This window comes from Aeromonas sp. SER, assembly GCF_038739615.1.
Classification (GTDB): Bacteria; Pseudomonadota; Gammaproteobacteria; order Enterobacterales; family Aeromonadaceae; genus Aeromonas; species Aeromonas jandaei.
Window position 1 is genome coordinate 60,937 of sequence record NZ_JBCGFC010000012.1, and the last position, 14,857, is coordinate 75,793.

The window sequence follows — 14,857 nt, forward strand, 5'->3', positions numbered from 1 at the left end:
GTAATAATAGCGAGGCTTCGGCCTCGCTTTCTCTTTCCCTGATGAGAAGCTCTATGCCTGCAACCAAGGGCTTTACCCTGATTGAACTGGTACTGGTGATCCTGTTGCTCGGGATTCTGGCCGCCTTTGCCGTGCCCAAATGGCTGGGCAAAGGCGGCTTTGAAACTCAAAGTTTGCGTGATGAGTTGCTGAGCCGGCTGCGCTTGGTGCAAACCGTCAATATGCATGAGCCTGCCAACCGCTGCACCCAGCTGGTGGTCGATTCATCCAGTTTTGCTCATATTACCCAGGCTGTTGCCGGCGGGGTTTGTCCTGCCCCCGGAGCTATTGCCAGCTGGAGTGGCAATCAACGCACCCGTGGTCGTCCGGTCGCACCTTCTGCCGGTATGACTATTTCCCTCAATAACAACAGCAGCTTTGTGCTCCGTTTCGATCAGATGGGACGACCAATCGGGGTTTGCAGCGCGGGATGTACCCTGCAGGTAAGCGATGGTCGCGAGACGGGGGCAATCAGGATCGAGTCAGAGGGCTATATCCATGAGAACCCCTGAACGCGGTTTTACCCTGATCGAGCTGATCGTCGGCATAGTGCTGCTGGCGGTGGCGCTGACCGGCATTCTCGGTTTACTCATCAATCAGGCGCCGCAGGCGGTTGATCCGGTGCAGCAGGTGCGTGCCGCCCAGTTGGCCCAGCGCCTGACTGGCGAGATCCTGCAAAAGTCGTTTGATGAGCAGTCGGATCATAATGGCGGGCGTTATCGCTGTGGCGAACAGGTTGCCGGTGTGACGATTGCACCCTGTTCAGGCAGTTATGGTTCTGATGGTGAGCCAGCCCCCTACGCCTACAACGATGTGGATGACTTCGATACGGCAGGCAACTGGCGGGATGCCAGCTGGTTTACCCAGACTTCGTCAGGTATCGGCAGCGCTGAGTATCGCAACTATCAGGTCAAAATCGCTGTCAGTGCCGTTGATTTCAGCGATGGTACCTTCAAGAACTGTACGGCACCCTGCTCGGTAGGCAAGCGCATCGATTTGCAGGTTCGCCTGCCCAATCAGAGCGTGCTCGATTTCTCCTTCTATCGGGGGAATTACTGATGGGCAGGGTCATTCAACGGAGCCGTAGCGCGGCCCCTACCGCTTTGCGCTCAGCCAGCGGTTTTACTCTGGTCGAGCTGGTGATGGTAATTTTGCTGCTCGGGATAATGGCTACCTTTACCAGCCAGTTTATCGGTATTGGCACCCAGATCTACGGCGATGCCAGCAGCCGTGAGCAGCTGATGAGCGATGCCCGCTTTGCCATGGAGCGGCTAAACCGCGAGCTGCGCAATGCGGTGCCCGGTTCTGAGCGGATCGAGACTGCGGGCGGCCTCTGGGTTGATTCCGGTGTCTGCCTGCGCTTCTGGCCCATCAGCACCTCCAGCCGCTACCTTGCCCTGAACAAAACGGTATCAGGCAGCAGCTCCACGCTGGAGCTGGTGATGGCAACGCCTGCCGCTGCGACGGATCCCCTGAGCACTGATGCTACTGCAGTCAAAGTTGGTGACCTGATGGTGGTCTTTCCGTTACCCAATTCCAGTGCGAGTTCCCTGAGCAGTGGTTGCGATTACGGGCGCTGCGTGGCCAACGTCACAGCAGTGCAGACTCCGGTATCCGGTGCACAATCCATCCGCTATACCAGTGCCGAGAGTCTGGCTGGCCTTTCGCCGGGGAGCCGGGTTTACTTTGCCAATCAGCAGGTTCGCTATTGCGTGGAGGGCAGTACGATCACCCGGGCAAGTGCTGCCATCAGTGCATCCTTGCCTGCCACCGGCGTGTTGATGGCCGATTCTCTTGCTTCCGGCAATTTCTATCGGGAAACCTCAGCCTTCAACGCGGAAGGGGAGTTTGGCATGCGCTTCGTATTCGAGCGCAAGGGGGAGTCGGTCACGTTCAACCACAAGATCGAGGTGCTCAATGTCCCTTGATTCGCGCCCGCCCAGAGCTATGCAGGGGAGCGCCCTGATGATCGCGCTCTTCGTCATTGTGGTCATGGCACTGCTGGCTGCGGCCATGGGCCGTTTTCTGGTCGACAGCGGCGAGAAAAATACCGTGGAGGTGCGCAGTGTGCGGGCCCTGCTGGCGGCACAGAGTGGGCTGGAAGTGGCGCTCTATCGGTTGTTTCCCAATCGTACTCTCGCCCAGCCGGCTCCTCCCGCGTTGTGCCCGGCAACCACTACAGTCAACTTTACCGCCAATCCCGGGCTTGCGGGGTGTCAGGCTGTGGTTCGTTGCGGCAGTGTGCCAGTGACCTACAACGGAACCGTGACCAACGGCTATAGACTGGAGAGTGTTGGTACATGCGGAACAAGTGACCTCACCTCGGACAGCCCTGATTTTATGGTGAGCAGAACCGTGATGGTGGAAGCTTTTGATGGAGGTACACCCTGATGCGCAAGGTTTGGTTGATTCTAGCCTTCTGGCTATTCAGTAGTGCAGCCGGGGCGTTTCAGACTATCAACACATCCACCTATTTTCCTGCGGTGGTTCAAGGCCATGGGGGGACCAGCAACTGGCTATGTGGCTGGTTTGGCAACAACTCAACGCTGACCATGTACAACAATACAAGAATTACCGGAACCGGGGGGGCGGCACTCAATTTTTGCTACTCCAACATGGGGTCTGGCATGCCTATCGACAGTTGTGACAATGCCAATACCTCTCGGAGAATGTGTTCTATTGCAGTCAGAACTATTCAGGGGCTATCGACAGGCGGTGGTAATGCTTTTCTGACCGGTAATGGCAGCAGTGGCGGCGTCTCTTTTTGCACTGCCGGGCAAAGTATCAACCTGGGTAGTGCAAGCCAGTACCAGTTTTCCAGTCTATCTCTCTATAACAGTTGTACCGTTACCTTCTCCTCTGCCCGTAGCGATTACCGGATCCAGAAACTGGAAGCGGGTAGCGGTGCCAAGCTGGTGCTGCCAAGCGGGGATTACTGGGTCGATCAGTTGATCCTCAATCAGGGGGCCGAGATCGAGATACAGGGGGATGTGCGGATCTTCGTCAATCAGTCTGCGCAGCTCAATGGCGCCGTTTTGAATCGCTCCAGCATGGGGTCCTTGCTGCTTTTCGGTTATCAGGACATCACGCTCAACAGCGATACCCTGCTCAATGGCTATGTCTATTCAGATGCCTCTCTGGTGATGAACAACACCTCGGTCATCAATGGACGTGCTACCAGCCGCTCCCTGACCATGGCCAGTAGCAGTGCCATTAATGATCAGGCGTTTACCCCGTCACTGACCTGCTTTAGCGATAACTTCTCGTCCGGTACCCTGGGCAGCGACTGGGTGGTGAAAACCAGCAGCGGCTCCTTCACTCCCTCAATTGTCAGTGGTCGCTTGCGTATCACTCAGGCTGTAGGCAATCAGGCTACCTCGACGACCTATCAGCGCCTATTTCCTGCTGCGAGCAATCTGGTGACTATCTCATTTAACCACTATGCATACGGCGGCAACGGGGCTGATGGGATGGCGGTAGTGCTATCCGATGCGACAGTGACACCGCAGCCTGGAGCATTTGGTGGTCCGCTTGGCTATGGTTTCAAGCCAGGTATCTCCGGCTTTGCCGGAGGTTGGTTGGGGATTGGCTTCGACGAGTTCGGTAACTACTCAGGCGAGGGCGGCACGACCAACGTCGGGCAGCGTCGGCAGGCGGTGGCTATCCGCGGTTCCGGTTCGGGAACCAGTGGTTACAACTACCTGAAAGGTACATGTAACAACGGTACGACCAACACAAGCACCAACTGCCTGAGCCCGACGGTCGATGGCAATGGCGGCTCCAATCACAAGTACCAGCTCACCATTGATTCCCGTATTACCGGGCAGTCGTTGGTCAAAGTGGAACGGGATACCGGTAGCGGCTATGTCACACTGATCGACTGGTTCAATGCCCAGAGCCTGAGCGGTCAGTCTCAGGTTCCCAATGACTTCCTGCTTTCTCTGACAGGCTCCACCGGCGGCTCGACGAACATCCACGAGCTCGATAACGTTCAGATTTGTGCTTTGCGATCCAATCCCGTCGGGGTGCAAATCGATCACTTCGAACTTTATCACTCCGGTCAGGCACTCACTTGCAATCCAGAGACGGTGACGATCAAGGCGTGTGCCAATGCAGCTTGTACCACGCTAATCACAGACCCGGTGACCGCGACTCTGAGTATTACCCCTACTTCTGCCAGTAATGGTTGGATAGGTGGCAATACGGTTACTTTTACCGGCGGCACGACAACGGTGCAACTGCGTAACAATACGGCCAGTTTGGTGACCATAGGGGTATCCGGCTCTTCGCCAACGACCAAGCCTTTCAGTACCACACTCTGTAAAGCGGGTAGCGGTACACTCAGCTCGGCGGCCTGCACTCTGAGTTTTGCCGACAGCGGCTTCTTCTTCGATGTGCCTGATACCTATTCCAATCAGCCACAGACGGTCACCATCAAGGCGGTCAAAAAAAGCGATGTGACCAAGCAGTGCGTGCCGGGCTTTGCCAGTCAGACCAAGAGCGTCAAGTTCTGGAGCAGCTATATCACCCCTGCCAATAACCCCTATAACAGCCAGATGAGCGTCAACGGCAGTACGATTGGTGCCAGTCAGGGCGCTGCAACCCCCCTCTCTCTCGCTTTTGATGCTCAGGGGCAATCTTCCATAACGGTCGCGTATCCCGATGCCGGTCAGGTGCAGCTGGATGCCCGCTATGACGGTAGTGGCAATGAAGCCGGCCTGATCATGACAGGATCGGATCAGTTTGTGGCTCGGCCGGTGGGGCTCTGTGTCACCAGCTCCAGTGGTAGCTGTTCCGGCAATTACGCCAATTGCCCGGTTTTCCGAAAAACCGGGGCGACTTTCCCGATCCAGATCCAGGCTATGGCCTGGGAGTCAGGAAGTGACAACGATCTCTGCACGGGGAATCAGGCCACCCCCAACTTTGTCCTGAATGGTATTGCCCTTGGCACTACCCTGGTTGCGCCAACACCTGGTACCAATGCCACGGTAGGAACCGCAACCTATAACCATGCGGCGGCAACCAACAGTATCAACACCGTCAACCAGACGGTGAACGAGGTTGGGGTATTCAACATGACGGCAACCCCGCCAGCCAATGGTTACTTCGGTTATACCATCCCTTCAGCCCAGAGCGTGCCACTGGGGCGTTTTGTGCCGACCGACTTCAATCTGGTCAGTGGCGACATAATGCCGGCCTGCAACGTCTTCTCCTATATGGGGCAACCTTTTGGGGTGACGCTGGATGTCCGGGCTCGCAACCAGTCCGGGGGACAGACCCAGAACTATACTGGCGCCTTCGCCAAGGGCAGTGCCTATATTTCCGTCGCCAACAACAAGGACGGCAAATCTCTGGCGAGCCGGCTGACCAGCCTTGCTTCGCTGCCATGGGCCAACGGTAAGGCGGTGTTGAATAACGGCACCACGTCGTTGGCTCGTCTTTCTGACACCCAGCCGGATGGTCCCTATAAGTCGCTGCTGTTCGGCCTCTATATGAACGACAACGACGGCGGCAATACCTTGATCGCTACGCCTGACTTCAACGATGCAGTAGTTGGCAATTGTAGCGGGGCTGCTTGCAATGCAAGATTGATCGATAGCGTGCCAATGCAGGCCTATTTTGGGCGCTTGTTTGCTGGCACTCAGGCCGGTTTGGCGTCGGCAGATTTGGCGGTGCCGTTGCAGCTGCAATATTACGAAGCGGGCAACTGGGTGTTAAACAAGCTGGATCAGTGCACTCCGCTATCCCTTGCAGGTCAGGGGATTGCGTTCCTTAATCCAAGCCATTCATTTGATGCTGCAACCAGTAGCCTCAATCTGGGAACCGGGCGTACCATCAAGCTGGGGCTGGGCAGCACACCGCCCGGTGCCATGTCGGGTACGGCAAAAGATGGCGAGATCCTGTTCCAGTTTGCCAGACCCGGGATCGCAGTACGTATTCCTTACAAGGTGGATCTGGCGAAGCAACCCTCCTCACCGCTCTGGCTCTCCGATCCGCTGACCCTGCAAGGGGAGGCCATCTTCGGTTCGACCCGCGGTAATGACAGAATTATCTATCGCCGTGAAATATTGCGTTGAAGTGCCACAACAGGTGGTAAGGAGCATCTTCTCCCCCCAACACCCTGTTTATGAGGGCTGGCAAGCCTGAGCAAGTGAGTAATGACTCGCACTTTTGTCGCGCTTGATTGATTGGCGACAGTTTGAGCGCTTGCCCATTGGGGTGGGCATTGGTAAAGTTAGCCGGTTTTCTGCACCTCCAAATTCTTAGGATTTCCCGTAGCCATGTTCAAAAAGCTCAGAGGCGTCTTTTCCAACGATCTGTCGATCGATTTGGGAACTGCCAACACCCTGATCTATGTAAAAGATCAAGGGATCGTCCTTAACGAACCCTCAGTTGTCGCCATTCGCCAAGAGCGCGGGAACGCCAAATCGGTCGCTGCTGTCGGTCATGCCGCCAAGCAGATGCTGGGCCGTACCCCGGGCAACATCTCCGCGATCCGCCCGATGAAAGACGGCGTGATTGCCGATTTTTACGTGACCGAGAAGATGCTGCAGCACTTCATCAAGCAGGTTCACGACAACAACTATTTCCGCCCCAGCCCGCGTGTGCTGGTGTGTGTACCGTGTGGCTCCACTCAGGTTGAGCGTCGCGCCATCAAGGAATCCGCTCTGGGTGCCGGTGCCCGCGAGGTTTACCTGATCGACGAGCCTATGGCCGCAGCCATCGGTGCCGGTCTGCCGGTCTCCGAAGCGACCGGTTCCATGGTGGTTGATATCGGTGGTGGTACCACTGAAGTGGCCATCATCTCCCTGAACGGTGTGGTTTACTCCCAGTCTGTCCGTATCGGTGGCGACAAGTTTGACGAAGCGATCATCAGTTACGTGCGTCGCAACTACGGTAGCCTGATCGGTGAAGCCACTGCCGAGCGCATCAAGCACGAGATCGGCTCCGCCTACCCGGGCGAAGAGGTGCGCGAGATTGAAGTCCGTGGTCGCAACCTAGCTGAAGGTGTGCCGCGCAGCTTTACCCTCAACTCCAACGAGATCCTGGAAGCGCTGCAAGAGCCGCTGTCCGGTATCGTGGCTGCCGTGATGGTTGCGCTGGAACAGTCTCCGCCGGAACTGGCTTCCGACATCTCCGAGCGCGGCATGGTGCTGACCGGTGGTGGTGCACTGCTGAAAGATATCGACCGTCTGCTGATGGAAGAGACCGGTATCCCCGTCGTCGTTGCCGAAGATCCCCTCACCTGTGTGGCCCGTGGCGGCGGCAAGGCGCTGGAGCTGATCGATATGCACGGTGGCGATCTGTTCCACTACGAATAAGACCCAAAGCCGGCCAGCGTGCCGGCTCTTTTTTGACGACCCATGAAACCCATTTTTGGTAGAGGCCCTTCGCTTCAGTTACGGTTGTTTCTCGCCGTCATCATCTCCATTGCTGCCATCGTCGCGGATTCCCGCTTCGGTGTGTTCAGCCACGTCCGCGTCTACCTCAGTTCGTTAGTCAGTCCGTTGCAGTACATGGCCAATGCGCCCGGCACCCTGCTCGACACCATGTCGACCCAGGTGCAGACCCGCGCCGATCTCATCGAGCAGACCAAGCAGCAGGAGCAGCAACTGTTCACCCTGCGCGCCCGCCTGCTCAAAATGGATCAGCTGGAGCACGAGAACCAGCGGCTGCGTGAGCTGCTCGGTTCGCCGGTACACAAAGAGTCCCGCAAGATGGTGGCCGAGCTGCTGTCGGTGGACTCCGACCCCTTCAGCCATCAGGTGCTGATCAACAAGGGGGCGCTGGATGGCGTCTACAACGGTCAGGCAGTGATCAACGATCAGGGTGTGATTGGTCAGGTGCTCCATGTGGGCTCCACCACCAGTCGCGTCCTGCTGATCACCGATTCCAGCCACGGCATTCCGGTGCGGGTGCTGCGCAACGATTTGCGCGCCATCGCTTCCGGCAGTGGCGAACTCGACAAGCTGGAGCTGCGCAACCTGCCGCGCAACACCGATATTCAGGTGGGTGATCTGCTGGTCACCTCCGGTCTTGGCGGCCGCTTCCCGGAAGGTTATCCGGTGGCGACCGTGACCCGCTCCGAGTATGTGGAGGGCAAGCCCTTCGCCCAGATCGAGGCCAAACCGCTGGTCGAGCTGGATCGGTTGCGCTATCTGCTGCTGCTGTGGACCGATAAGAAGCCCGAGGTAAATGACAAGGATGGCGAACGCCCGGCCCCCGCTGCCGCTGCGTCCGCCGCAGGAGCCACTCGCTGATGCTGCAACCCGCCAGTGGCAGGATCTGGATCTGGATCTCGATCCTGCTGGCTCTAAGCCTGTCGATCCTGCCGCTTCCCTTTGAATTTGATCCATTCCGTCCGGACTGGCTGGCCATGGTGCTCATCTACTGGGCACTGGCGTTGCCGCACCGGACCAACGTCGGTACCGCCTGGGTGGCCGGTCTGCTGCTGGATGTGCTGCTTGGCAGCACCCTCGGCGTGCGCGCCATGGCGATGGCCATTACCACCTATCTGGCGGCCTTCCAGTTCCAGAAGATCCGCAACTTCTCCCTCTGGCAGCAGGCGCTGATCATCGGCTGCCTCTCGCTGGTGGGCAAACTGACGGTCTTCTGGGCCGAGCACCTGTTTAGCCGGGCCAGCCTCAACTTCGCCTACTTTTGGTCGACGTTGACGACGATGCTAATATGGCCTTGGGTGTTTCTGGTGTTGCGCAAAGTGCGGCGTCGCTTCAATATCAGGTAAATATGAGCAAAAACAACGAACTGCAACTCTATCTTGCGTCGGGTTCTCCCCGTCGTCGCGAACTGCTGACCCAGCTTGGCTACCGTTTCGAGGTGTTGAAACTCGATGTGCCCGAGCAGCGGGAAGAGGGCGAAAAGGCGCAGGATTATGTCTGCCGCCTCGCCCGCGACAAGGCGATGGCCGGTGTGGCCATCGCGCCTGACGCATTGCCGGTGCTGGGCGCCGACACCATAGTGGTGCTGGGCGACAGAGTGCTGGAGAAACCTTCCGATCTGCTCGATGCCAAAGACATGCTGGAGGCGCTCTCCGGCAAGGTGCATCAGGTTATGACGGCGGTGGCGCTGGCCAGCAAGGATCGTTGTGACGTGCGACTGGTCACCACCAACGTGGCATTTCGCAAGCTGGACGAGGCCGAAATCGAGGCCTACTGGCAGACCGGTGAGCCCTGTGACAAGGCTGGGGCCTACGGCATTCAGGGTATTGCTGGCAAATTCGTCAGCCGTATCGAGGGGAGCTACAGCGCCGTGGTCGGCCTGCCCCTGCTGGAAACGGATCTGCTGATCAAGCATCATCTGGAACAGCTCAGGTAATTTCCCGTCAGCTGTGCTGCTGCGTTCGTCCTTGCGCGCGTTGTACCGGATTGGCTGTATAAGAATTCAAAACTGGAACAGGCAAGGTTACTTATGTCGGTAGAACTGCTGGTTAACGTTACCCCCTCCGAAACCCGGGTCGCCCTGGTCGAAAACGGTCTACTGCAGGAAGTGCACGTAGAGCGTCAGGCCAAGCGCGGCATTGTCGGCAACATCTACAAAGGCAAGATCAGCCGGGTACTCCCGGGCATGCAGGCAGCCTTCGTCGATATCGGCATGGACAAGGCGGCCTTTTTGCACGCCTCCGATATCGTACCTCACACCGAGTGTGTGGCGGTGAAGGAGAAGGAGCAGTTTCAGGTCGGCAACATCGCCGAGCTGGTGCGTCAGGGGCAGGACATCATGGTGCAGGTGGTGAAAGATCCGCTGGGCACCAAGGGGGCCCGTCTGACCACCGACATCACCCTGCCATCCCGCTATCTGGTCTTTATGCCGGGAAGTGCCCACGTCGGCGTCTCCCAGCGTATCGAGTCCGAAGCCGAGCGCGAGCGTCTTAAGCGTACCGTGGCCGGTTATGTGGATGAGCTGGGCGGTTACATCATCCGCACCGCCGCCGAAGGGGTGGGGGAGCAGGAGCTGGAGCAGGATGCAGCATTCCTGAAACGGCTGTGGCGCAAGATCCTCGAGCGCAAGCAGAAGTATCCTCCCTGCAAGATCCTCTATGAGGATCCCAGTCTGGCGTTCCGGGTGGTACGCGACTTTGTCGGTGCCGAGCTCGACAAGATCCGCGTTGACTCCCGCCAGAGCTTCGATCAGCTCAAGCGCTTCACCGAGGAGTACGTGCCGGAGCTGGCCAGCAAGCTGGAGTACTACCCCGGCGAGTCGCCCATCTTCGATCTCTACGATGTGGAGAACGAGATCCAGCGGGCGCTGGAGCGCAAGGTGGAGCTCAAATCCGGCGGCTACCTCATCATCGACCAGACCGAAGCCATGACCACGGTGGATATCAACACCGGCGCCTTTGTCGGCCATCGCAATCTGGAAGAGACCATCTTCAATACCAACGTCGAGGCGACGGCGGCCATCGCCCGTCACCTGCGCCTGCGCAACCTTGGCGGCATCATCATCATCGACTTCATCGACATGCAGTCCGAGGATCACCGCCGCCGGGTACTGCACAGTCTGGAGCAGGCGCTGTCAAAGGACCGCGCCAAGACCAACGTCAACGGCTTCTCCCAGCTCGGTCTGGTGGAGATGACCCGCAAGCGCACCCGCGAGAGTCTGGAGCATGTGCTCTGCTCCGAATGTCCCGAGTGCAAGGGGCGTGGCCGGGTCAAGACGGTGGAGTCGGTCTGCTTCGAGATCCTGCGGGAGATCATCCGGGTCAATCGCGCCTACGATGCGGATCAGTTCACCGTCTACGCCGCGCCTGCGGTGGCCGATTACCTCCATGGCGAGGAGTCCCACAGTCTGGCGGAGCTGGAAGTGTTTATCGGCAAGCAGGTGCGGGTGGTGAGCGAACCCCTCTGCGGTCAGGAGCAGTTCGACGTGGTGATGATGTAATTGGTCTATCGCTGGTTGAGTCGGGGCTGGTTGGCCCTGGGGGTTCTGTTCGTACTGCTGGCCATGCTGGTCACCCTGGTACGGGTCGGAGGCCCTTTGCTGAATCAGTACCGGGAGAGTCTTATCAACTCTCTGCTCGGCGATTCGCAAATCAAGGTCAGCGTTGATCAGATTGGGCTGAGCTGGACACAGTCCGGCCCGGCCCTCGAGCTGCAACAGCTTGCTGTCGCCCCCGACTCCAGGCGCTATACCATCAAGCTCGGCAAGGCCTGGGTTCATCTCGATTTCTGGCGTACCCTCAACCAGCTCAAGCCGGTCTTTGGCGAGCTGATCCTGAGCGATGGCGATATCACCCTCGATTTCAGTCAGCCGGCTGACGACAGCCCATCCGGTGATCCCCAGCAGAGTGCCCTGCTGCGCTTTCTGCTGACCCAGCTCTCCACCTTCGATGTGCACGATACCCGCCTCAGCGTCACTACTGCGCTCGGCGACATGCGGGCGCTCGATATCGCCCATCTGCGCTGGCAGAACCGCGGCAAGCGCCATCAGGGGGTCGGCAAGGCCTATCTCATCAACGGGGTGGGCGAGAGCACCCTCGACCTGATCCTCGATGTTGAAGCACCGGAAGCGCGTCTCGATCGACTCAAGGGGCAGCTCTATCTTGGTGCCAACCGCCTCGATATCAGCCCCATGCTGGCGCGGATCCACGCTGGCGAGCCGACCATCACCGGTCTGCTCGACTTTCAGCTCTGGAGTGATTTCGCCAACGGTCAGCTGGGCAATACCCTGCTGGCATTCGGATCCAACTACCTGATCTGGAAGGATCCCAAGAACGGGGATATGCACCGTTTCGGCCTCGATGGCGGCAAGATCCAGCTACGCCGGGACGGCACCGACTGGCAACTGGCGAGCCACAACGTCACCTTCAAGCTGGACGGCAAACCCTGGTTGCAGAGCCGCTTGCAGCTGGAGCGGATCGGGGATCGGGTGCAGGGCTATCTGCCCAGCATAGAGTTCGACAAGATTACCCAGATGAGTCAGCTGGTCTCGGCACTCTACCCGACGCTCTGCGAGACCCTGCGCCAGACCAATCCGCAGGGCTCGGTGCAGGATCTCACCCTGCTGGCCAACGCCAATTGGCAGGATCTCTCCCTCAGCGGTCGCTTCAGCAAGGTGCGCCTCAAGGCGTGGCAGGATGTACCCGGGATGCAGGATCTCAACGGCGAGTTCTGGCTGACCCCTACGGGAGGCAGTGCCAGACTGGCGCTGGCCAAGGACACGCTGGATCCGGCCCGCCACTTCAAGGAGCCGATCCCGGTTGATAATTTCTCGGCCCGTCTCGACTGGTGGCGCGAGACACAAGGCTGGGTGATCTACGGGCAGGATATCGCGTTGGATAACCCGGATTTGACCCTGGCCAGCCGCTTTCGCCTCGATCTGTTCGAGCACCCTTTCCTCGCGCTGACCGGCCGCATCGATGTAAAAAATGCGGGTCATGCCTATCGCTACTTCCCGCTGCAGGTGATGGACAAGGAGCTGGTTGATTACCTCAGTGGTGCCATCAAGGGGGGCAGGGCCAAAGGGGCCGACCTGCTCTGGTATGGCGAGTTCAGGGATTTCCCTTACGAGAAGGGTGAGGGCATCTTCCAGGTCGCGGTACCGCTGGAACAGGCGACCTACGAGTTCTTCCCTGGTTGGCAACCACTTACCGACCTGCAGATCGATCTCTTGTTCCAGAATGCCAGCCTCGATATGCGCAGCCGCTCTACCAAACTGGGCAAGGCGAGCTCGGATTCGGTGCATGCCTGGATCCCCGATCTCGCTCCGGGTGGCCATCTTTACGTGGATGCGCAGGTTCAGGGCGAGGGCAAAGCCATCAGCGACTATCTGCAGGACTCCCCGTTGGGCAGTTCGGTGGGACAGGCGCTGGAGGAAATCGAGGTGCGTGGCCCGCTCAAGGGGGCGCTCAAGCTCGATATCCCCCTCGACGGCGAGAGCGAGGTGAAGGCGAGCGGCGATGCCACCTTCAACAACAACAAGGTGCGGGTCGCCAGTCTGGATCTGCCGCTGGAGAAGGTTCAGGGGCGGCTCGAATATGACAACGAGCAGACCCGCTTCAGCAACCTCAAGGCGACCCTGTGGAATCAGCCGCTCACCCTCAACTATCAGGGGCGCCAGCATCCTGACCGCTATCAGGTCGACCTCGATTTCAAAGGCCAGTGGGATAGCCGGCGCCAGCCCATTGCCATCTCCTCATATGGCATCCTCAACGGCCGCAGCAACTGGGGCGGCAAGCTGGGGCTGACCTTGCCCGATGACAAGCCGTTCAGCTTCCAGCTGGGCCTCGACTCCACTCTGCAGGGGATGGCACTCGATCTCCCTTCGCCGCTGGCCAAGAGCAGTGGCAGCCGCCTGCCGCTCACCGTGATCGCTCGTGGCCGGGATGGCAGTGCCGATATTCGCGCCGTGCTGGGGGCGGATGTCGATATGCAGACCAGATTGGTTTATGGCGAAGGTGTGCCCTATCTGAGCCGGGTGCGGGTCGATGTGGGTCAGCCGGGCGCGCGGGTACTGCGCGATGTTCCCATGCTGCTCGCCATCAACCAGCAGGAGGCTGATGTCGGCAGCTGGCTGGCCCGACTCAAGCAGTGGCTGCCCTCCGGCAATGCGCCGACCGGTACTGCCGTGGTTGGCCCCTCTTTCCTGCCGCAGGAGTGGTGGGTGGATGGCCGGCTGGCGCGGGCGAATATCGGCAGCGCCACCATCAAGGCGACTCACTTCACGGTGGGGCCGGTCAATCAGGCGACCGAGGTGATGCTCGACAGTCCCGATGTGATGGGGGTGATCCGCATTCCTGTGGTGGCCAACCGCCCGGTCGACGCCAAGTTTGCCCGTATCTACTGGTCCGGCAAGAGCGAAGAGTTGAGCCCGGATCCCGACGCCAAACAGGATAACGCCATCATGGCCTCCATCCCCTGGTTGAAGGTGAGCTGCGTTGATTGCCGTTTTGGCGAGCTGCCGCTTGGCGAAGTGAAAGGCGAGCTGCTGCCGGGCGCCAACAAGGTGACCCTCAAGGATCTGGATATCCGGCTGGCGGGCAGCCAACTCACCGGCAGCGTCGACTGGCTGGCCGATGGCAACCGGATGGAGACCCGCGCCCGTGGCAAGCTGACCAGCAAGAATAGCGAGCTGCTGCTCAAGCGGCTCGGCTATACCTCACCCATCGGTGATGCGCCCGGCTCCCTCGCCTTTGATCTCAACTGGCAGGATGTGCCCTACCGCCCGAACCTGCCAACCCTGGGGGGCAGTGCCAACTATCAGCTGGAAGGCGGCACCCTGCGCGAGGTGAACGACAAGGGGGCCCGGCTGCTCTCCCTGCTTAGCCTCGATTCCCTGCTGCGCAAGTTGCGTCTCGATTTTCGCGATGTGTTCGACAAGGGCTTCTATTTCGAATCCATGTCTGCCTCTGCCAAGATCAAGCAGGGGGTGGTGGATAATCAGGACTTCTTTATGAAAGGGGCCGCCGGCAATCTGCGCGGCGAAGGGATTGCCGATCTGGTGCGCTGGCGGCTCGATTACGAGCTGAGCTTCTCCCCCAATCTGGGGGGGACCCTGCCGGTCGTGGCCGCCTTCTCCATCACGCCGGTGACCGGCCTTTATGTACTGGCCCTTTCCAAGCTGCTGGAGCCGGTGGTGGATGTGGTGACCCGCATCGATTTTCGCATCTCGGGCCCGCTCGACGATCCCAAGCTGATCGAAGCTGGCCGGGATCGCGCTCGCATCAAGCTCAACCAGCAGCAGAAAGAGGCGGTCGATGCGGTGGCGCCCAAGCTGCCTGCGGCCAAGAGCACTCCCTTTCTGTTGAATCCGCAACCGGGTAGCCCGAACCAGCCCTGACCTGCACCATCACAAGGAGTGA

The 14,857-nt window shown here is 59.1% G+C and carries 11 protein-coding genes; all 11 read left to right on the forward strand.

The window, feature by feature from the left end:
• Window positions 1-53: 53 nt before the first annotated feature.
• Window positions 54-551 carry a prepilin-type N-terminal cleavage/methylation domain-containing protein gene (locus AAHA41_RS16950; protein WP_323069442.1) on the forward strand — a complete coding sequence of 166 codons (498 nt, stop codon included), beginning with the start codon at window positions 54-56 and terminating at the stop codon, window positions 549-551.
• Window positions 538-1,098, forward strand: coding sequence for a prepilin-type N-terminal cleavage/methylation domain-containing protein (locus AAHA41_RS16955; protein WP_071914109.1), 561 nt, complete (start codon window positions 538-540; stop codon window positions 1,096-1,098). The genes AAHA41_RS16950 and AAHA41_RS16955 overlap by 14 nt, the downstream gene beginning before the upstream one ends.
• A gap of 44 nt (window positions 1,099-1,142) precedes the next feature.
• A complete protein-coding gene (locus AAHA41_RS16960) occupies window positions 1,143-1,967 on the forward strand; it encodes a type II secretion system protein (protein WP_143241830.1) in 825 nt (274 codons plus the stop codon).
• A gap of 37 nt (window positions 1,968-2,004) precedes the next feature.
• Window positions 2,005-2,430: an MSHA biogenesis protein MshP gene (locus AAHA41_RS16965; RefSeq protein ID WP_201968267.1), complete on the forward strand. Its 426-nt coding sequence runs from the start codon at window positions 2,005-2,007 to the stop codon at window positions 2,428-2,430.
• Window positions 2,430-6,116, forward strand: coding sequence for a DUF6701 domain-containing protein (locus AAHA41_RS16970; RefSeq protein WP_323069446.1), 3,687 nt, complete (start codon window positions 2,430-2,432; stop codon window positions 6,114-6,116). Before AAHA41_RS16965 ends, AAHA41_RS16970 begins: the two co-directional genes overlap by 1 nt.
• Before the next feature lie 204 nt (window positions 6,117-6,320).
• Window positions 6,321-7,361: a rod shape-determining protein gene (locus AAHA41_RS16975; protein ID WP_005340051.1), complete on the forward strand. Its 1,041-nt coding sequence runs from the start codon at window positions 6,321-6,323 to the stop codon at window positions 7,359-7,361.
• A gap of 42 nt (window positions 7,362-7,403) precedes the next feature.
• Complete coding sequence (gene mreC, locus AAHA41_RS16980; RefSeq protein ID WP_033112549.1) at window positions 7,404-8,300, forward strand: rod shape-determining protein MreC; 897 nt, start codon at window positions 7,404-7,406, stop codon at window positions 8,298-8,300.
• A complete protein-coding gene (gene mreD / locus AAHA41_RS16985; RefSeq protein WP_033112548.1) occupies window positions 8,300-8,785 on the forward strand; it encodes a rod shape-determining protein MreD in 486 nt (161 codons plus the stop codon). Before mreC ends, mreD begins: the two co-directional genes overlap by 1 nt.
• Before the next feature lie 2 nt (window positions 8,786-8,787).
• Window positions 8,788-9,375 (forward strand): Maf family protein, encoded by a 588-nt coding sequence (locus tag AAHA41_RS16990; protein WP_033112547.1) that lies wholly within the window; start codon window positions 8,788-8,790, stop codon window positions 9,373-9,375.
• A 93-nt stretch (window positions 9,376-9,468) separates the two neighbouring features.
• On the forward strand, window positions 9,469-10,938 hold the full coding sequence (rng, locus tag AAHA41_RS16995) for a ribonuclease G (RefSeq protein ID WP_005340056.1): 1,470 nt from the start codon (window positions 9,469-9,471) through the stop codon (window positions 10,936-10,938).
• Complete coding sequence (locus tag AAHA41_RS17000; RefSeq protein WP_323069448.1) at window positions 10,939-14,835, forward strand: YhdP family protein; 3,897 nt, start codon at window positions 10,939-10,941, stop codon at window positions 14,833-14,835.
• Window positions 14,836-14,857 lie beyond the last annotated feature (22 nt).